Here is an 18,551-nt window from a genome sequence, read left to right on the forward strand (position 1 = left end):
CCCGGGGGGCTTCGCCCCGCCCGCCCGGGGGGGGCACCCGCGCCGCCCTGACCCCGCCGACCGAGCTCCTCAACTCGTCGACGAGTTCCTCGCCACCCAGTCGCGCCACTGGCGCACGGAGCCGTTGAAGACGTTGATGTCCGCGTCGCCCTTTTTGCCGGGCACGATTCCGGTGCCCGTATACTGCCAGAACAGGAAGTTCTCGCCCTCATAGCGGTCGTGCGGATGTGCGGCGACCGAGCGCAGCCACCAATGGTAGCCCTTGAAGGTGGAAAGCCGGTTGTCCTCGTAAAAATCGACCGAGGTATAGATGATCGGCCGCTGGCCGTAATGCCGCTCGATCGCGTCGAGGAAGACCTTCATCTCGCGATGGACGACCTGCCAGTTCGGCCGAAGCTTGCACGATGGCGAGAGGTGGTTCCACTCCATGTCGAGGACGTGAGGCAGGGTGCCTGCTTCCTTCGGCACGTTGCGAATGAACCACTGCGCCTGCTCGATCGCCGGGCGGCAGAAATAGTAGAAATGGTAGGCCGAGCGTGGAACGCCGTGCGCACGCGTCGCGGCCCAGTTCTGCGCAAACATCGGATCGACCCGGTCGCCGCCCTCTGTCGCCTTGATGAAGGCGAATGAAATTCCTGACGCCTTGGCGGTCGGCCAGTCGATGTCGCTCTGGTAACGCGAAACGTCGGTGCCGTGGACCGCATAGGACCAAGGCGTCTTGCCCTTCCAGTCCGTCGGCTTGCGGTCGCCGAAGCGCGGATGGGTGACCATCACCGGCGCATCGACTGCCATCGCCGCCGGCGAGGCATTTGCGGCCGTCGGCGCGATCGCGGCGAGGTCGAGCCCGGTCGAGGAGCAGCCGGCTAGTGTTGCGGCGAGGAGGGCTGCGATGAGTGCGCGCATGAAAAATCCGGGGCTGGCCGGACGGCGCCGGCGATTCGTATCCGCGAAAGATCGGGCTCACATGGTTGAGGGCACGTTAACGGCGCCCCTTCCGCCGCGCGATGACCTTGCGGCAACACTTGCTTTCCATTCGCCGACGCGATGAATTCGCGGCGCAATGCCTGCGGGGAGGATTCGGATGCGGCTGGTGGTGAAGCTTTTGAAGGGCGCGCTCGTCCTTGTTCTCGTCGCGGTCGCCGCTTTGGCCGGGTGGCTCTTTTTCGCGCCGCCGGACCTGATCCGCGTCGGCACCGGCTATTCGGCGAAGATGGTTTGCTCGAACGTCTTCATCGCGGGCCGTGATCCAGAAGAGGTCCTGGCCGTCGACGTGCAGGCACCCGGTCACCCGCTGCTAGGCTTTATCGACATCGATGTCGACCGCGAGCGCGAGGTCGTATCCGCCGCGCTTCTCGGCGTCTTCGGACGCAACCAGGCCGTCCACCGCGAGGGGCTGGGTTGCGCCAGCGTCCCAGTCGGCGAAACCGAGCGCGTTCCAGCGCTCGGCGCGGCGGCCGAGATGGAGCCGGTCGCGCGCGACGATGCCGCACAATGGCCGCACGGCGGAGCGGTCACCGTCGCCGATCCCGCCGTCGCCGCGATCCTCGACGATTCCGATCTGGTCGGTCCCGGCATGCGAGCGGTCGTCATCGTACGCGACGGGCGCATCGTCGGCGAGCGCTATGGCGAGGGATTTTCGGCCGACACGCCGCTTCTCGGCTGGTCGATGACCAAGACCGTCACCGCCGCCATCCTCGGCACGCTCGACGATCGTCTGGCGCGTGACGCCGACGCGCTGCGCGCCGACTGGTCCGACGACCGGAGCGCGATCACGCTCGCCGACCTGATGGCGATGTCGAGCGGACTGGAGTTCAACGAGGATTACGGCGCCGTCGCCGATGTCACGCGTATGCTTTATCTCGAGCCCGACATGGCTGGCTTCGCCGCCGCGAAGCCGCTCATCCACCCGCATGGCGAGGATTTCAGTTATTCGAGCGGCACGAGCGTGCTTCTGTCGCGGCTCTGGCAGGACCGTTTCGACGATCCCCAACAGGCGCTCGGCTGGCCGCGCCGCGCGCTCTTTGCGCCGCTCGGCATGGACAGCGCCGTGCTCGAAACCGACGCGCGCGGCACCTTCGTCGGCTCGTCCTATCTCTACGCCAACGCGCGTGACTGGGCGCGCTTCGGTCAGTTCCTGCTTCAGGGCGGGGAATGGAACGGCGAACAGATCCTGCCCGCCGGCTATGTCGACTGGATGCGCGAAGCCGCGCCCGCCTCCGATGGCGTCTACGGACGCGGCCAGCTCTGGCTCGCCGGGCCCGAGCGCGGCCGCCAGGCGGACCTGCCGGCCGACACCTACTGGCTTCGCGGCCATGACGGCCAGTCGATGGCGATCATCCCGTCGAGCGGGCTGATCGTCCTGCGCCTCGGCCTCACGCCGTCCAGCCTCGACTATTCGCCGGCACCGATGATCGCGGCGCTGGTTGCAGCCGGGGAGTAGCGCTACCGCCCGAACCCGCCCGCCGTAGGCGTTGTTACGATCACGGCTTCACCGGCTTCGAGCACGGTCTGGTCGCAGGCCTTCAGCGTCTCGACCTCGCCCGACAGGCGGCGGACTTCGGTCCTGCCGACCTTCCCGTCGCCGCCGCCCGCGACGCCGCGGGGCGGGTGGGAGCGGTGGGAGGAGAGGATGGCGCATTCCATCTGTTCGAGGAAACGGATGGTGCGGCGCGTGCCGTTGCCGGCGTTCCATTTGCCGGTGCCGCCGGACCCGTCGCGGATGTGGAAATCCTCGAGCAGGACGGGGAAGCGCAGTTCCAGGACTTCGGGATCGGTGAGGCGCGAGTTGGTCATGTGGGTATGGACGCCCGACGTGCCGCCAAAGCCCCGTCCGTCATTCATGCGGCCGGCTGGCGAGCCGGAGCAGATCGTCTCGTAATATTGATACTGCGCGTTGCCGAAGGTGAGATTGTTCATCGTGCCTTGGGCATTGGCGAGCGCACCCATCGCGCCGAACATGGCATTCGTCACGTGCTGCGAAGTCTCGACATTGCCGGCGACGACGGCTGCCGGGTAGCTCGGCCGCAGCATGCAGCCATCGGGGATGATGATGTTGATCGGGCGCAGGCAGCCCGCATTCATCGGGATGTTGTTTTCGACCATCACGCGGAACGCATAGAGCACCGCCGCGCGCGCGACAGGCTCCGGCGCATTGAAGTTGTTCTTCATCACGGGGGACGTGCCGGTGAAGTCGACCGTCGCCTCGCGCTTGTCGCGGTCGACGGTGATCTTCACCTTGATCGCCTGGCCGGTGTCGGTCGGGTATTCGTATTCCGACACGTCGGGCAGCCGTTCCAGCACGCGCGCGACGCTTTCGGCCGCATTGTCCTGCACGTGGCCCATATAGGCCTCGACCACGTCGAGCCCGAAATGGGTCACCATCTTGCGCACTTCGGCGACGCCCTTTTCGTTGGCGGCGATCTGCGCCTTCAGGTCGGCGATGTTCTGGTGCGGGTTGCGGGCCGGGTAGGGGTGGTCGGTCAGAAGGTCGTGCAGTTCCGTTTCGCGGAACCGGCCACGCTCGACGATGCGGAAATTGTCGAACAGCACGCCTTCCTCGTCGACCGTGGTCGCCAGTGGCGTCATGGAACCGGGCGCGGTTCCGCCGACATCGGCATGGTGGCCGCGCGAGGCGGAATAGAAGAGGATTTCCTTGCCTGCAGCGTCGAACACCGGCGTGACCACCGTGATGTCGGGCAGGTGCGTTCCGCCATTATAGGGCGCGTTCAGCGCGAACACGTCGCCGGGATGGATGTCGCCCTCGTTGAGACGGATGATCGTCTCGACCGAACGATCCATCGAGCCCAGATGCACCGGCATGTGCGGCGCATTGGCGACGAGGGCGCCTGTGCGGTCGAAGACGGCGCAGGAGAAGTCGAGCCGTTCCTTGATGTTGACCGAATAGGCGGTGTTCTGCAGCGTCACGCCCATCTGCTCGGCGATCGACATGAAGAGGTTGTTGAAGACCTCCAGCATCACCGGGTCGGCCTCGGTGCCGAGCGCGGCCTGCCGGCGCTTCTTCTCCACCCGGCGCATCAGGACGTGATCCTTGGCGGTGATCTGGGCCTGCCAGCCCGGCTCGACGACGATGGTCTGGTGGCTCTCGATGATCAGCGCCGGCCCGGCGACACGGTTGCCCGGCGCCAGCCCCTCGCGGCGATAAACGCCTGCCTCGTGCCAGGCGCCTTCGCAGAACATGCGCCGGCGCTCGTCGGTCGAGGCGTTGGCATCATGTATCGCGACGTCGGCCTCGTCGCGGCCGGCCGGGCGGGCGTCCTGCCCCTCGACGCTGATCGCCTCCACGACCATCGGCTTGTTGTCGTAGACGAAGCCGAACTGCGCCTTGTGCGCGGCCTCGAAATCCTTGCGCGCCGTATCGAGCGAGCCGTCGAAGGGAACGGGAAGGGCGGTATCGGTGCCGTCATAGCGGATCTGAAGGATCGGTCGCCAGGACAGGTCCGCCTCGCTTATCCCCTGTTCGGAAAGTTCGGCGAACACGGCCTTGCGCAGATCGTCGATCGTCGCGTCGATCTCGTCGCGCGAGGCGTCGCTCAGCGGCTTGACCAGCGCCTGCTGGCGCGAGGCGAAGACGGAGGAGAGGCCGATGCCATAAGCCGAGAGCAGTCCGGAGAAGGGGTGGACGAGCACCGCCTCCATGCCGAGCGCGTCGGCGACGAGACAGGCGTGCTGTCCGCCGGCGCCGCCGAAGCAGTTAAGCAGATATTCGGTGACGTCGTAGCCGCGCTGGACGGAGATCTTCTTGATGGCGTTCGCCATGTTCTCGACCGCGATGGTGACGAAGCCTTCGGCCACCGCTTCGGGCGTGCGGCCGTCGCCGGCCTGGCTGGCGAGTTCGACGAAGCGGGCGGTGACGACGTCCGTGTCGAGACGCTCATCCTGGTGGGGGCCGAAGATCGCCGGGAAGTAATCGGGCACGAGCTTGCCGAGCATGACGTTCGCGTCGGTGACGGCAAGCGGGCCGCCGCGCCGATAGCAGGCGGGGCCGGGATTGGCGCCGGCCGAATCCGGTCCAACCTGGAAGCGTCCGGCCTCGAAATGCAGGATCGAGCCGCCGCCTGCGGCAACCGTGTGGATGCGCATCATCGGCGCACGCACGCGCACGCCCGCGACTTCCGTGTCGAAGGCGCGCTCATATTCGCCGTCATAATGGGCGACGTCGGTCGACGTGCCGCCCATGTCGAAACCGATGACCTTGTCGAAACCGGCGAGCTTCGCGGTCTCGACCATGCCGACGACGCCGCCGGCGGGGCCGGATAGAAGCGCGTCCTTGCCCTGGAATTTGTCGGCGGCGGTGAGGCCGCCGGAGGACATCATGAACATGAGGCGGGGCGGTTGGTCCGAGGCACCCCCCTCTGGCCTGCCGGCCATCTCTTCCTCAGGGGGGGAGATCATGCTCTCGGGCGTCGCACCCAATTCACCAGCGACCTGCGCCACGTATCGCGCCAGGATCGGCGAGAGATACGCATCGACCACCGTCGTGTCGCCGCGGCCGACGAGCTTCATCAGCGGCGAGACGCGGTTCGACACCGAAATCTGCCCGAAGCCGGCCTTCTCGCAAAGACCCGCCACCGCTTCCTCGTGTGCCGGGAACTTCCACGAATGCATGAAGACGACCGCAACGGCGTCGAACCCGTCGGCGCGGGCCTTGGCAAGTTCCGCCTCGACGGAGCCGAGGTCGGGCTGCGCCTCGACCGTTCCATCCGCGCGCACGCGTTCCTCGACCTCCACCACGCGTTCGTAAAGCTGTTCGGGAAGGATGATCTCCTTGGCGAAGATGTCGGGCCGTGCCTGGTAGGCGATGCGGAGCGCGTCGCGGAAACCCTTGGTGATGAGCAGCAGCACACGGTCGCCCTTGCGCTCCAAGAGCGCATTGGTCGCGACGGTGGTTCCCATCTTGATGTCGCCGATGCGCCCGGCGGGGATCGGCTCGCCCTTCTCCACGCCGATCAGGTCGCGGATGCCCTGGATGGCGGCGTCACGGTAGGCTTCCGGGTTTTCGGAGAGCAGCTTGCGCGGGTGCAGATTGCCGTCGGGGTCGCGGCCGATGACGTCGGTGAACGTGCCGCCACGGTCGATCCAGAAATCCCAGCGTCCCGACTTCGCACCCTGCCCAGACTTCGCACCCTGCATGACCGTCTCCCTCTTGGTTCCGGTTTTGGTGGTAGTCGGCTTTCGTGCGGCGGGCAACGTCAGGGCGCGTGCATTAACAGGCGCTGTAACACCGAGTCATTCAACGTTATGAAACGATCGCTCCTCCCAGGCATTTTTATCCCGAACGCCTGCTACGGCGGGCGCCAATGAGAGAAGGAGAAATCCAAATGAAGAAGATCATTCTTGCTTCCGTTTCCGGTCTGGCCCTGATGGGTCTTGCTGCCTGCACCGACGCCGAAGATCCGGCAGCGGTTGACACGGGCGCCCCGATGACGACCGAGGACCCGGCAGCGGCTCCGGCCGACACGACCACGCCGCCCGCTACGGATGGCATGGCTCCGGCCCCGGCTGAATAAGCAGCCTTTTCGGACTATCCTCAGGGGGTCGGCTTCGCCGGCCCCCTTTCTTTAGCTAGAATTCGCGGGTCGGCTTTCGCCGGCCCTTTTTGTGCCGTTTGGCCGCGGGGCGCTCTGCAATCTGGGGTCGCCAAGGCGCTCCATACTTCGTAAAACCGGAATCGATGTCGATCTGGTTCCGCCTCGGAGATTTTGTATCGCGCGTTTCGTCGAACGCGCTCACCTCGCTTGCCGACACCATCCGCTCGATATTCGCAACCGATCCCGAACTTCGCCGCCGCGTCGCGTTTTCCATCGCGATGATCGCGCTTTCGGCCAAGATGGCCAAGGCCGACGGCATCGTCAGTGCGCGCGAAGTCAATGCGTTCCAGGAAATCTTCGAGATTCCGGACGAGGAGGCGCGCAATGTCGCGCGGCTTTACGATCTCGCCAAGCAGGACGTCGCCGGCTTCGACGCCTATGCGCGACAGATGGCTGCGTTGTGCGGTTCGGGGCATCCCAATTGCGCCATGCTGGAAGACATTCTCGACGGGCTGTTCCACATCGCCAAGGCAGACGGCTACATCCACGAGCGGGAACTTTCGTTCCTCGGCGACGTGGCGGATATCTTCGAAATCGACAGCGCGCATTTCGAGCGCATCCTGGCGCGGCATACGTTCGGCGCCGACAGCGACCCCTACCTCGTCCTGGGACTGCCGGCGGATCTGCCCTTCGACGAGGTTCGCCGCGCCTATCGCAAGCTCGTCGCTGAAAACCATCCCGATCGCCTGATCGGCCGCGGCGTGCCGGAAGAGTTCGTGGCGATCGCCACCACGCGTCTGGCCGCCATCAATGCCGCATTCGAAATGATCGAGCGCCAGCGGATGCACGCATGACGGGCTTCGTCGTCGACTACGCCCTGGCCGAGCCCCGCGTGTCGCCGAATTTCGGGCCGCGCCGCGACGAGGTTCCGGTCGACAGCCTGATCTTGCACTATACGGGAATGCCGAGCGGCGAGGGGGCGGAAGCGTGGTTGTGCGATACGGCAAGTTCAGTTTCATCGCATTACATCGTCCATGAGGACGGGCGCGTCGTGCAGATGGTGCGCGAGACCGATCGCGCCTGGCACGCGGGCCAGTCCTTCTGGCGCGGCTGCCGCGACATGAATTCCTGCTCGATCGGGATCGAGATCGTCAATCCGGGCCATGATGGCGGGCTGCCGGCCTTTCCCGACGTGCAGATCGAAGCCGTCATCGCGCTCTGCCGTGACGTCGTCGACCGGCACGCGATCACGCCGGAACGGGTGCTGGCCCATTCCGACGTCGCGCCGGGCCGCAAGGTCGATCCGGGCGAACGTTTTCCGTGGGAGGAACTGGCTGCGGCAGGGGTCGGTCATTACGTTGCTCCCTCGAGCGTCCAGGGCGGCAGGTTCCTTGCCGCCGGCGACAGGGGCGAGCCGGTCGAGGCGCTGCAGTCCATGCTGGCGCTCTACGGCTATGATGCCGAGATCAACGCCGTCTTCGACGACCAGACGAAGCGCGTCGTCGAGGCGTTCCAGCGTCATTTCCGGCAGGTCCGCGTCGACGGCGTCGCCGACCGCTCGACGATCGAAACACTGCATCGCCTTCTCTCCGCGCTGCCGGCGGGTCTCGCGTCGCGCTGACTTCTTCATGACGCCCTGAAACGGTTTGTGATTCGCCGGGTCATCTTTGCGGCGGGTTCGGCCCGCAATTGCGCATCCATGCAGACGCCGGGGCGGCATTCGCCAGCCCCACCCGACCACCAGTCGTGCACGCGGCACGGCGCTGACATCACACAGGAACTCATGACGAAGCTGACCCTTGCGGCGGTGGCTCTTGCCGCCGGAATGACCTCCTTTGCCAATTATTCGCTTGCCGAAACCGACCTGCACGCCATGAAGGCCCATGCGGGCCTTGCCCAGACCGGCCAGACGCCTGAAAACGGCCTGCCGGGCGTCGATCCCCAGACCACCGGTTCCATCGCCGCCGATGAGGCGACCGAAGGCGGAAAAGCCAAGGCAGCCGCGATCACCGACGCCAAGTTCGCTGGCATCGTCGCAAAATACGCGTCCGAGCACGGCGTTCCGCCGGCGCTCGCCCATGCGGTGATCCGCGTCGAGAGCAACTATCGTCCGAATGTCACCGGCCGTGCGGGCGAGGTCGGGCTGATGCAGATCAAACCGGCGACGGCGCGGATGATGGGCTATTCGGGCAGTGCCAAGGGGCTCTACGATCCGGAGACGAACATTCGCTTCGGCATGAAATATCTCGCCAAGGCGCAGTCGGTCGGCGATGGCACGACGTGCGGGACGATCCTCAAATACAATGCCGGCCACGGCGCCAAGCGCATGAACCCGATCTCGGCGAATTACTGCGCCAAGGTCCAGAAGATCATGGCAGGCGCCTGATCACCTAGGGACAGGCGCCGAATTCGGTTGAATTTTCAGCGCCGCCATCCTTTATACGCCCGGTCAGTCGGCCGGGCGGCCGCTTCGCGAGGCTTGCCTTGCGGGGAGGAAAGTCCGGGCTCCACGGAAGAACGGTGCCGGCTAACAGCCGGCGGGGGCAACCCCAGGGAAAGTGCAACAGAGAGCAGACCGCCGCGCCCTTCGGGGTTCGGCAAGGGTGAAAGGGTGGGGTAAGAGCCCACCGCGCTGCCGGCAACGGGAGCGGCATGGCAAACCCCACCGGGAGCAAAACCGAATAGGGACGGCGCGAGGGGCAACCCTCAGGGCATTTCCGGCCCGGCCGTCCGGGTTGGTTGCTTGAGGCGCGTCGCAAGACGCGTCCCAGAAGAATGGCCGCCACGTTTCGGCGCCCTCGGGTGTCGAGGCCATACAAAACCCGGCTTACAGGCCGACTGACACTTTTTCTATCAATGGCTTGCGGGCGTTGCCTGCGAAACCGAATCAGCCTCGCTGCGCGTCGAGCGAGGCCTCGATCGCGCGCCAGAGTTCGCCCGCCGGCTCGCAGCCGACCGACAGCCGGATGAAGCCCGAATCGACCGCATCTCCCCAGCGCGCGCGCCGCTCGGCCGAGGAATGGACACCGCCGAACGAGGTCGCGGGCTGGAGCAGCGCGCAGCCGTCGATGAAGCCCTCTGCCTTCGCCTCGCTATCGAGCGTCAGCCCGATCAGGAAGCCGAAGCGCAGCATCTGCGCGCGGGCGAGGTTGTGCGACGGGTCGCCGGTCAGGCCCGGATAGCGCAGCGCTTTCACGTCATCGCGCCCGTGCAGCTTTTCCGCCAGGAATTCGGCCGTGTCGCACATGCGCTGGAAGCGGACGTCGAGGGTTTCGAGGCCGCGATGGACCTGCCAGGCCTCGAACGGGCCGGGAATGCCGCCGGCAAGCTTTCGCCAATCCGAGACGGCCTGCATGATTTCCGGGTTGCGGCTCGCCACATGGCCGAACAGCGCGTCCGAATGCCCGTTCGGCGCTTTGGTGTCCGAGGCGATGACGATGTCGACGCCGAGGTCGAGTGGGCGCTGGCCGAGCGGGGTCATGGTGGTGTTGTCGGCGACGACGATCGCGCCGGCCTTGTGAGCCGCGTCCGCCACGGCCTTGATGTCGCAAAGATCGAGGCCCGGATTGGCCGGCGTTTCCAGAAACACCAGCCTGAACCCGTCGAAGCCGCCATCGAGGAACGTCGCCGTTGGGCGCGTCTCGTAGGTCACGCCGAGGCGCGCCAGAAAGCGCTCGGTCAAAACGCGCGTCGTGTAGTAGCCGTCGGACGGCAGCAGGATCTTGTCGCCCGCCTTGAGCGTCGCGAAGAAGGCTGCCGCGATGGCCGCCATGCCGGAGGGAAAGCCCAGCGCAGGCGCGTCCTCCAGATGGCCAAGCAGCTCCTCGACCGCCTCCCAGGTGTCGTTCGAAAACCGCCCATATTGCGCGAACCCCGCTGGTGCGCCGGGCAGGTGGAACATAGACGCCATCGTCAGCGGCAGTGCGACCGGATCGCCCTTTTCGAGCTTGCCGCGGCGAAGATGGGAAAGGGCGGCGGCGCGGTGCGAAATGTCGTCGGTCATCATCGGTCCTTGGCTTCAGGCAGGGCCGGGACGCTAGAGCCGCTGGCGCGGATTCGCAAGGCTCGCGAAGGGTGCGCGTCATCGCGCGGTAAACGTTTCATTAGGCTTAATGGAGCATAAACGAGATTGGCCCGAATCCCCTCGAAACAGGCGGCTTCGGGCGCTCGTGAAAGACCTAATCCCGTTGACGCCCATAACAGCCCATGATATCCCTGAAAGCCAATCCAGCGGTCGTTTCAGTCCCAGTTCGAGCGTTCTCCAGGTCCGCCGCATTCGCCCGGACCTGCGCTCGTTTCCTGGCATTCGACGCGCGGACGGGGGCGACAGGGGAGACTGCGAATTGGGCCATCCAGCGCGATATGAGCGCGCCGCTTTTCGGCGAGCCGGCTGATGGACCGATTTCTTTCCAGTGCGATCAACCGAATCGATTCGAAGGGCCGGGTGTCGGTCCCGGCGCATTTCCGGGCCGTCGTGCAGAAGCGCGGCTATGGCGATCTCTATGCCCTGCGGGCGCTGGACGTGCCGGCGCTGGATGTGGGCGGGCTCGACCTTCTCGACCGCTACGAGGAGCGGATCGCGCTGGAGGACCCGTTTCTCCAGACGGCGGACGACATGTCCTTCTTCTGCCATGGCGATGGCGCGTTCCTGAAGCTCGACCAGGACGGGCGGATCACGGTCACGGATTTCCTGCGCGAACATACCGGCATCGAGGCGGAAGTGGCCTTTGTCGGCCGGGGCACATTTTTCCAGATGTGGGAGCCGTCGCGGCTGAAGGCGCATGGCGAGGCCGTGCGGGCGCGTCTGAAGCTCAGGCAGGCCGCAGCGGCCAATCGGAACGGAGAATCGGAATGATGGCGGGCCCCGGCGACGAGGGTGCCGGTGGCGGACCGGCCCGTCACATTCCGGTCCTCCTGGCCGAGGTGCTGGATGCGCTGTGCATCGAGGCCGGCCAGACGATCATCGACGGCACGTTCGGCGCCGGCGGCTACACCCGCGCCATGCTCGAAGCCGGCGCCAACGTCGTCGCCATCGACCGCGACCCGACCGCGATCGCGGCCGGCCGCGCGATGGAGGCGGAATTTTCCGGCCGCCTTCGGCTCGTCGAGGGGCCGTTCTCGCAACTCGACGAGTATGTCGATGGAAATGTCGACGGCGTCGTGCTCGACATCGGCGTCTCCTCCATGCAGATCGACGAGGCCGAGCGCGGCTTCTCCTTCCGCCATGACGGCCCGCTCGACATGCGCATGTCGGGCAAGGGCGCGAGCGCGGCGGACATCGTCAACACATACAAGCTCGGCGATCTCGCCCGCGTCTTCGGCTTCCTCGGCGAGGAACGCCAGGCCGGCCGCATCGCCCGCATGATCGAGGACAAGCGCGCGCGCCGGCCGTTCTCGCGCACCGCCGAACTCGCCGACGCGATCCAGACGCTCGTCGGACGCGGGCCGAAGGACAAGATCCATCCTGCCACGCGCGTCTTCCAGGCGCTGCGCATTCACGTCAATGACGAGCTCGGCGAGCTCGCGCGTGCGCTCTTCGCCGCCGAGCGGGCGCTGAAGCCTGGCGGGCGGCTCGTCGTCGTCACCTTCCATTCGCTGGAAGACCGCATCGTCAAGCGCTTCATCGCCGATCGCGCCGGCAAGGCGTCGGGCTCGCGGCACCTGCCGGAAGCGCATTTCATCGCGCCGACCTTCACCGACGCGGCCAAGGCCATCGCCACCGGCGAGGCGGAGGCTGAGGCCAACCCCCGCGCGCGCTCGGCCAAGCTTCGTGCCGCGACGCGCACGGAGACTGCGCCGCGAACCGCCGATTTCTCGATTTTCGGATTGCCCAAACTGCCAGCCATCGGCGACGCCGAGGAGACGCACTGACATGTTCCGCACCACCGACATCGTTCTCATCGTGGTCATGGTTTCGGCAGCCGCCTTCACCTACAAGACCAAGCACGACGCGGAAAACCAGCTCGCCGAAGTGCGACGGCTGCAAAGCCAGATCGCCTTCGAGAAGGATTCCATCGACGTGCTCAACGCCGACTGGAGTCTTCTGAATCAGCCCTCGCGGCTGCAGCGGCTGAAGGAAACCTTCTCCGAGGAGCTCCAACTCTATCCGGTCCAGCCCTACCAGTTCGCCACCATTTCGGACCTGCCCCGCCGTCCGCTCGCGATCGAGGATCTGATCGCCGGCGACGGGCTGATCGACGAAACCGCCACCGGGAGCATCATGCAATGAGGATCGTCAGCCGGCTCGCATCGCTGCTGAAGCGCTCGGCGCACAAATCCGACGAAGCGGCCATCGTCGTCGACGGCGCCCGCAAGCGTTCGGGCGGCTCCACGCGTTCGCGCATGGCCATCACCTTCGCGCTCTTCATGGGCGTCTATGCAGTCATCGGCGGGCGCATCATCTATCTGGGCATCGAGGATCTGCCGGCCGGCGGCCCGCCGCCCTCGCGCGTGACGGCCAACCGTCCCGACATCGTCGACCGCAACGGGCTCGTGCTGGCGACCGACATCAAGTCGGCCTCGCTCTTCGCCGAGCCGCGCCGCATCGTCGATCCGAACGAGGCGATCGAGAAGCTGCGCACGATCCTGCCCGATCTCGACTACAACCAGACCTATCAGCGGCTTTCGACCGATGCCGGCTTCGTGTGGCTGCGCCGGCAATTGTCGCCGCGCCAGCAGGCAGACATCATGGCGCTCGGCATTCCCGGCGTCGGCTTCCGCACCGAGAAGAAACGGTTCTACCCGGGCGGTGCGACGGCCTCGCATATCCTCGGCCTCGTCAATGTCGACAATCGCGGCACGGCGGGGATGGAGAAATATATCGACGACCAGGGCCTTGCCGACCTTCAGGCGAGCGGACTGGCGATCGCCGGCGATCTTGCGCCGGTCAAGCTTTCGATCGACCTGCGCGTCCAGCACATCGTCCATGACGAGCTCATGCAGGCGATGGAAAAGTACAAGGCGATCGCGGCCGGCGCCGTGGTACTCAACGCCAAGACCGGCGAAGTCATCGCCATGGCCTCCGTGCCGGACTATGATCCGAACAACCCGTTCAATGCGCTCGAGAAGGACCGGCTCAACCGGATGTCCGCCGGCCTGTTCGAGATGGGCTCGACCTTCAAGGGCTTCACGACGGCGATGGCGCTGGATTCGGGCCTCGTGAAGATGTCGGACCGTTTCGATGCGACGGCGCCGATCCGCATCGGCGGCCATACGATCCGCGACTTCCACGGCAAAGGCCGTGTGCTGACGGTTCCCGAAGTGTTCATCTACTCGTCCAACATCGGCACGGCGCGCATGGTCGACGTGCTCGGCATCGAGGGGCACCGCGAATATCTGACCCGGCTCGGCCTGCTCAGCCGCATGACGACGGAACTTCCCGAGGTCGCGCGCCCCACCCAGCCGGCCGTCTGGAAGAAGATCAACTCGATCACGATCTCCTTCGGGCACGGTGTCGCGACGACGCCGCTGCAGACCGCGGTGGCGACGGCGGCGGTCCTCAATGGCGGGCGTCTCATCAACCCCACCTTCCTTCCGCGCACGGAAGAGCAGGCGATGGGCTCGGCCCTGCAAGTGCTGAACCCCTCGACCAGCGATGCGATGCGCTATCTGTTCCGCTACAACACCGAGAGCGGCTCGGGCCGCCGCGCGGACGTGCCCGGCTACTTCGTCGGCGGCAAGACGGGAACGGCCGAAAAGGTCGTCAACGGGCGCTATGTAAGCGGCATCCGCTTCAACGCCTTCCTCGCGGGTTTCCCGCTCAACGACCCCGAATACATCGTCCTGACTATCCTCGACGAACCCAAGCCGGAAAAGCAGGGCGTCGGCGCGACGGCCGGCCTCAACACGGCCCCGATGGCCGGCAACATTGTGCGCCGCTCGGCCTCGCTTCTTGGCGTCAAGCCAGATTTCAGCCATGAAAGTGAGGCTCTGCTCGCCGCCTATCAGTGATTCCCGCCCGCGGCGCACGGCCGCCGGCACCCATCCGACTGGAAACGAATGAAACTCGCCGACCTCGCACCCGCCCAATCCATCGTTCCGCCGGAAGCCGGCGCGATCGAGGTGAAGGGCTTCGCGCTCGATTCGCGCAAGGTCGAGCCGGGCTATGTATTCGCCGCTTTCGACGGTGCGAAGATGAGCGGGGCGAAGTTCGTCTCCGACGCGGTCGCGCGCGGGGCGACGGCGATCCTCGCCGCGCGGGGCACCGAGGTGCCGGTCGGCGTGCCGCTGATTGAGACCACCGATCCGCGCCGCAGCCTGTCGCTCGCGCTCGCCGCCTTCTATGGCGCGCAGCCGCAAACCATGGTCGCCGTCACCGGCACGGCCGGCAAGACGTCGGTCGCCAGCTTCGCGCGCCAGATCTGGGCGCATGAGGGCCATGGCGCCGCCAGCATCGGCACGACGGGCGTCATCTCGCCGGGCTTCACCGAATACGGTTCGCTGACGACGCCCGATCCCGTCGCGCTGCACCAGCTTTTGAAGAAGCTCGCCGGCGAGGGCGTCACCCACGCGGCGATGGAGGCATCCAGCCACGGCCTCGACCAGCGCCGCCTCGACGGCGTGAAACTTTCTGCCGCCGGCTTCACCAATCTCGGCCGCGACCACATGGACTACCATGCGACGCTGAACGAATATTTCGACGCCAAGATGCGGCTTTTCGATACGCTGATGCCGAAATCCGCGCCGGCGGTGATCTTCGCCGACGATCCATGGTCGGCGCGGGCGATCGATGACTGCAAGGCCGCCGGGCTCGACGTGCTGACCGTCGGTCGCGCCGGCAATTTCCTCGAACTGAAGCGCGTCGAGCACGGCCGTCACCGCCAGCGCACCGAAATCTGCCATGACGGCACGATCTACGAGGTCGACCTTCCTCTCGCCGGCGAATTCCAGGTGTCGAACGCGCTCGTCGCGGCCGGGCTCTGCATCGCGACCGGCACACCGGTTGCGACCGCCATGGCCGCGCTGCGCAAGCTCGAAGGCGCCTCCGGCAGGCTCGAACTCGTCGGCACCACCAAGGCCGGCGCGCCGGTCTATGTCGATTACGCGCACAAGCCCGAGGCGCTCGAAAACGTGCTTTCCGCGGTCCGCCCGTTCACGACAGGCAAGGTCGTCGTGGTGTTCGGTTGCGGTGGTGACCGCGACAAGGGCAAGCGGCCGATCATGGGCGAGATCGCCTCGCGCCTCGCCGACCGGGTGATCGTCACCGACGACAATCCGCGCTCGGAGGTGCCCGCCACGATCCGCGCCGCAATCATGGAAGCTGTGCCGGGTGCCTTGGAAATCGGCGATCGGCGCACGGCGATCCGCGAGGCGGTCGCTTCGCTCGGGCAGGGCGACACGCTGATCGTCGCAGGCAAGGGACACGAGGAAGGGCAGACGGTCGGCGACGTCACACTGCCCTTTTCCGATCATGAAGAGGTGCGGGCGGCGTTGAGGGAGAGCGCAGCATGAGCCTGCTTTGGACGACACCCGATCTCGTTGCCGCGATGGCGGGACGGCCCGTCGGTACGATGCCGGACGGGATCACCGGGATTGCTATCGACAGCCGGACGCTCCAGCCCGGCGACGCCTTCTTCGCCATCAAGGGCGACCAGTTCGATGGCCATGATTTTGCGACGGCGGCGATCAAGGCCGGCGCATCCCTGCTGGTGGTTTCGGAGAGCAAGCTGGCCGCGCTCGGCCGCCTGCACGGGCCGATGATCGTCGTGCCGGACGTGCTCGAAGCCCTGTCGAAGACAGGCATCGCGGCGCGGGCGCGTTCCAAGGCGAAGATCATCGCCGTCACCGGTTCGGCCGGCAAGACAAGCACCAAGGAAGCGCTGCGCAAGGCGCTCTCGGCGGTCGGCAACGTCCATGCCTCCGACAAGTCGTTCAACAATCACTGGGGCGTGCCGCTGACGCTGGCGCGCATGCCGGCCGAGACCGACTACGCCGTGTTCGAGATCGGCATGAACCATCCGGATGAAATTCGTCCGCTGGTCAAGCTCGTGCGCCCGCACATCGCCATCGTCACCATGATCGCCGCCGCACATCTCGGCTTCTTCCGCGATCTGGAAGAGATCGCGACGGCGAAGGCCGAGATATTCGAGGGCGTCGAGCCGGGCGGCCACGCCCTCATCAACCGCGACGACGCCCGTTTCAAGCAGCTCGAGAAGGCTGCGCGCGAGGCCGGCGTGGAGAATGTCTGGGGGTTTGGCGAGCATTCGCGCGCGACCTTCAAGCTGGTCAAGACCAAGCTTCTGCCCGAAGGCTCGACCTTCACCGCCAAGATGGCCGGCGAGGAACTCGTCGCCAAGATCGGTGCGCCCGGCCGGCACATGGTGCAGAACGCCATCGCCGTTCTCGCCGCCTCCTACCTCGCCGGCGCGGACATGGCGAAGGTGTCTCATGCGCTCGCCGACCTTGCGCCGGAGGAGGGGCGCGGTGCGCGTCATCGCTTGAGCCACGGCCGGGGCGAGTTTCTTCTGATCGACGAGAGCTACAACGCCAACCCGGCCTCCGTGCGCGCGGCGATGGACGTGCTGCAGGCCGCGCCGGTCAACGGCCACGGCCGCCGCATTGCGGTCCTCGGCGACATGCTGGAACTCGGCGATCATTCGCGCGACCTGCATGCCGGCCTTGCCGAAGCCATCGATGCGCAGGCGACCAGCGTCGTGCTCCTGGCCGGGCCCGAGATGAAGGCGCTCGCCGAAGCGCTGCCGGACAGTTTGCGCGTCGAACATCGCGACAGCGTCGCCGATCTGCAGCCGGTGCTCATGGGCATGGTGCGCGCGGGCGATGTCGTCATGATCAAGTCGTCGAAGAGCATAGGCTCCTCAAGGCTCGTTACAGCCTTGCGCGATACGTTTCCCGCTGCCGACATCGTTGCTGCGGATGAAGTTCACACGGCCTGAGGCCACGCGGAGACAAGAACAACAATGCTGATGCTCCTCGTAGCGCTGGCGGACCAGGTTTCGGCCTTCAACGTCTTCCGCTACATCACCTTCCGCACCGGTGGCGCGCTGATCACCTCGGCGCTGATCGTCTTCATCTTCGGGCCGATGATCATCGATTCGCTGCGCATTCGTCAGGGCCGCGGCCAGCCGATCCGCGCCGACGGGCCGCAGACCCATTTCAAGAAGGCCGGCACGCCAACCATGGGCGGGCTGATGATGCTGACCGGCATCGTCGGCGCCTCGCTCCTGTGGGGCAACCTCACCAGCATCTATGTCTGGACCGTGCTGCTCGTCACGCTCGGCTTCGGCGCGATCGGCTTTTACGACGACTATCTCAAGGTCACCAAGCAGTCGCATATGGGCTTTTCGGGCAAGGCGCGTCTTGCCGTCGAATTCCTCATCGCCGGGGCTGCGACCTTCGTCATCATGAATGCCGGCGAGGCACCGTTCTCGTCCTCGCTGACGTTCCCGTTCGTCAAGGATTTCCTGCTCAATCTGGGCTGGTTCTTCGTGCCCTTTGCCGCCTTCGTCATCGTCGGCGCGGGCAATGCGGTGAATTTGACCGACGGGCTCGACGGTCTTGCGATCGTGCCCGTCATGGTCGCCGCCGGCGCCTTCGGCGTCATCGCGTACCTCTCGGGCAACGCGGTCTTCGCAGATTACCTGCAGATCCATTTCGTCGTCGGCACCGGCGAACTCTCCGTCATCCTCGGCGCGGTCATCGGGGCCGGGCTCGGCTTCCTCTGGTTCAACGCGCCGCCCGCCGCCATCTTCATGGGCGACACCGGCTCGCTTGCACTGGGCGGGCTCATAGGCACTGTCGCCGTTGCCACCAAGCACGAGATCGTCCTCGCCATCATCGGCGGCCTCTTCGTCATGGAGGCGCTGTCGGTCATCATCCAGGTCGGCTGGTTCAAGCTCACCGGCAAGCGCGTCTTCCTGATGGCCCCCATCCACCATCATTTCGAAAAGCTCGGCTGGACGGAGAGCCAGGTCGTGATCCGCTTCTGGATCATCGCCGTCATCCTCGCCCTCGTCGGCCTTTCCTCGCTGAAGCTGCGGTGACCCC

General features: G+C 66.0%; 14 protein-coding genes, 1 other RNA gene and 1 pseudogene. 13 read left to right on the forward strand and 3 right to left on the reverse strand.

Features of this window, described 5'->3' with window-relative positions; all coding sequences use genetic code 11:
• Window positions 1–69: 69 nt before the first annotated feature.
• A complete protein-coding gene (locus tag ACT6QU_RS14195; RefSeq protein WP_444564740.1) occupies window positions 70–903 on the reverse strand; it encodes a glycoside hydrolase family 25 protein in 834 nt (277 codons plus the stop codon).
• Between the two features lie 178 nt (window positions 904–1,081).
• Here ACT6QU_RS14195 and ACT6QU_RS14200 point away from each other — a divergent pair, with 178 nt between their 5' ends.
• Window positions 1,082–2,440 carry a serine hydrolase domain-containing protein gene (locus tag ACT6QU_RS14200; protein ID WP_444564741.1) on the forward strand — a complete coding sequence of 453 codons (1,359 nt, stop codon included), beginning with the start codon at window positions 1,082–1,084 and terminating at the stop codon, window positions 2,438–2,440.
• Between the two features lie 2 nt (window positions 2,441–2,442).
• Here ACT6QU_RS14200 and ACT6QU_RS14205 read toward each other — a convergent pair whose 3' ends face one another.
• Window positions 2,443–6,150 carry a hydantoinase B/oxoprolinase family protein gene (locus tag ACT6QU_RS14205; protein WP_444564742.1) on the reverse strand — a complete coding sequence of 1,236 codons (3,708 nt, stop codon included), beginning with the start codon at window positions 6,148–6,150 and terminating at the stop codon, window positions 2,443–2,445.
• 188 nt (window positions 6,151–6,338) lie between these two features.
• On the opposite strand from ACT6QU_RS14205, the gene ACT6QU_RS14210 reads away from it, so the two are divergent.
• The 5 genes and pseudogenes from ACT6QU_RS14210 (at window position 6,339) to rnpB (ending at window position 9,394) form a co-directional block, all read left to right on the forward strand.
• Complete coding sequence (locus ACT6QU_RS14210) at window positions 6,339–6,527, forward strand: hypothetical protein (protein ID WP_444564743.1); 189 nt, start codon at window positions 6,339–6,341, stop codon at window positions 6,525–6,527.
• 164 nt (window positions 6,528–6,691) lie between these two features.
• Window positions 6,692–7,402, forward strand: coding sequence for a J domain-containing protein (locus ACT6QU_RS14215; protein WP_024588713.1), 711 nt, complete (start codon window positions 6,692–6,694; stop codon window positions 7,400–7,402).
• Entirely contained in the window at window positions 7,399–8,169 is a 771-nt protein-coding gene (locus ACT6QU_RS14220; protein WP_444564744.1) for an N-acetylmuramoyl-L-alanine amidase, read from the forward strand. Before ACT6QU_RS14215 ends, ACT6QU_RS14220 begins: the two co-directional genes overlap by 4 nt.
• 420 nt (window positions 8,170–8,589) lie before the next feature.
• Window positions 8,590–8,934, forward strand: a pseudogene (locus tag ACT6QU_RS14225) (lytic transglycosylase domain-containing protein); the annotation flags it as partial.
• Between the two features lie 63 nt (window positions 8,935–8,997).
• An RNA gene (gene rnpB, locus ACT6QU_RS14230) (RNase P RNA component class A) lies at window positions 8,998–9,394 on the forward strand.
• A gap of 41 nt (window positions 9,395–9,435) precedes the next feature.
• Here rnpB and ACT6QU_RS14235 read toward each other — a convergent pair.
• A complete protein-coding gene (locus ACT6QU_RS14235; protein WP_444564745.1) occupies window positions 9,436–10,551 on the reverse strand; it encodes a cystathionine gamma-lyase in 1,116 nt (371 codons plus the stop codon).
• Window positions 10,552–10,941: 390 nt separating this feature from the next.
• On the opposite strand from ACT6QU_RS14235, the gene mraZ reads away from it, so the two are divergent.
• From mraZ to mraY, 7 genes are read left to right on the forward strand one after another with little or no spacing between them, the layout of a single operon-like run.
• Window positions 10,942–11,403 carry a division/cell wall cluster transcriptional repressor MraZ gene (gene mraZ / locus ACT6QU_RS14240; protein WP_444564746.1) on the forward strand — a complete coding sequence of 154 codons (462 nt, stop codon included), beginning with the start codon at window positions 10,942–10,944 and terminating at the stop codon, window positions 11,401–11,403.
• Window positions 11,400–12,419 carry a 16S rRNA (cytosine(1402)-N(4))-methyltransferase RsmH gene (rsmH, locus tag ACT6QU_RS14245; protein ID WP_444564747.1) on the forward strand — a complete coding sequence of 340 codons (1,020 nt, stop codon included), beginning with the start codon at window positions 11,400–11,402 and terminating at the stop codon, window positions 12,417–12,419. Before mraZ ends, rsmH begins: the two co-directional genes overlap by 4 nt.
• A 1-nt stretch (window position 12,420) precedes the next feature.
• A complete protein-coding gene (gene ftsL, locus ACT6QU_RS14250) occupies window positions 12,421–12,777 on the forward strand; it encodes a cell division protein FtsL (RefSeq protein WP_444564748.1) in 357 nt (118 codons plus the stop codon).
• On the forward strand, window positions 12,774–14,498 hold the full coding sequence (locus ACT6QU_RS14255; protein ID WP_444564749.1) for a peptidoglycan D,D-transpeptidase FtsI family protein: 1,725 nt from the start codon (window positions 12,774–12,776) through the stop codon (window positions 14,496–14,498). The genes ftsL and ACT6QU_RS14255 overlap by 4 nt, the downstream gene beginning before the upstream one ends.
• A gap of 48 nt (window positions 14,499–14,546) precedes the next feature.
• On the forward strand, window positions 14,547–15,998 hold the full coding sequence (locus ACT6QU_RS14260) for a UDP-N-acetylmuramoyl-L-alanyl-D-glutamate--2,6-diaminopimelate ligase (RefSeq protein ID WP_444564750.1): 1,452 nt from the start codon (window positions 14,547–14,549) through the stop codon (window positions 15,996–15,998).
• Complete coding sequence (locus tag ACT6QU_RS14265) at window positions 15,995–17,440, forward strand: UDP-N-acetylmuramoylalanyl-D-glutamyl-2,6-diaminopimelate--D-alanyl-D-alanine ligase (protein WP_444564751.1); 1,446 nt, start codon at window positions 15,995–15,997, stop codon at window positions 17,438–17,440. Before ACT6QU_RS14260 ends, ACT6QU_RS14265 begins: the two co-directional genes overlap by 4 nt.
• 24 nt (window positions 17,441–17,464) lie before the next feature.
• The gene (gene mraY, locus ACT6QU_RS14270) at window positions 17,465–18,547 is read left to right on the forward strand and encodes a phospho-N-acetylmuramoyl-pentapeptide-transferase (protein ID WP_024588703.1); all 1,083 of its coding nucleotides are present in this window, start codon (window positions 17,465–17,467) and stop codon (window positions 18,545–18,547) included.
• Window positions 18,548–18,551 lie beyond the last annotated feature (4 nt).

The organism is Aliihoeflea sp. (assembly GCF_052435475.1).
Classification (GTDB): domain Bacteria; phylum Pseudomonadota; class Alphaproteobacteria; order Rhizobiales; family Rhizobiaceae; genus Aliihoeflea.

Bases quoted from the DNA above. Each gene is read 5' to 3' on its own strand.
- ACT6QU_RS14265 (WP_444564751.1), top strand. From the start codon at position 15,995: ATGAGCCTGCTTTGGACGACACCCGATCTCGTTGCCGCGATGGCGGGA.
- ACT6QU_RS14215 (WP_024588713.1), top strand. From the start codon at position 6,692: ATGTCGATCTGGTTCCGCCTCGGAGATTTTGTATCGCGCGTTTCGTCG.
- ACT6QU_RS14200 (WP_444564741.1), top strand. From the start codon at position 1,082: ATGCGGCTGGTGGTGAAGCTTTTGAAGGGCGCGCTCGTCCTTGTTCTC.
- ACT6QU_RS14220 (WP_444564744.1), top strand. From the start codon at position 7,399: ATGACGGGCTTCGTCGTCGACTACGCCCTGGCCGAGCCCCGCGTGTCG.
- ACT6QU_RS14255 (WP_444564749.1), top strand. From the start codon at position 12,774: ATGAGGATCGTCAGCCGGCTCGCATCGCTGCTGAAGCGCTCGGCGCAC.
- ACT6QU_RS14210 (WP_444564743.1), top strand. From the start codon at position 6,339: ATGAAGAAGATCATTCTTGCTTCCGTTTCCGGTCTGGCCCTGATGGGT.
- ACT6QU_RS14260 (WP_444564750.1), top strand. From the start codon at position 14,547: ATGAAACTCGCCGACCTCGCACCCGCCCAATCCATCGTTCCGCCGGAA.
- ACT6QU_RS14195 (WP_444564740.1), bottom strand. From the start codon at position 903: ATGCGCGCACTCATCGCAGCCCTCCTCGCCGCAACACTAGCCGGCTGC.
- ftsL (WP_444564748.1), top strand. From the start codon at position 12,421: ATGTTCCGCACCACCGACATCGTTCTCATCGTGGTCATGGTTTCGGCA.
- rsmH (WP_444564747.1), top strand. From the start codon at position 11,400: ATGATGGCGGGCCCCGGCGACGAGGGTGCCGGTGGCGGACCGGCCCGT.
- mraZ (WP_444564746.1), top strand. From the start codon at position 10,942: ATGGACCGATTTCTTTCCAGTGCGATCAACCGAATCGATTCGAAGGGC.
- mraY (WP_024588703.1), top strand. From the start codon at position 17,465: ATGCTGATGCTCCTCGTAGCGCTGGCGGACCAGGTTTCGGCCTTCAAC.
- ACT6QU_RS14235 (WP_444564745.1), bottom strand. From the start codon at position 10,551: ATGACCGACGACATTTCGCACCGCGCCGCCGCCCTTTCCCATCTTCGC.
- ACT6QU_RS14205 (WP_444564742.1), bottom strand. From the start codon at position 6,150: ATGCAGGGTGCGAAGTCTGGGCAGGGTGCGAAGTCGGGACGCTGGGAT.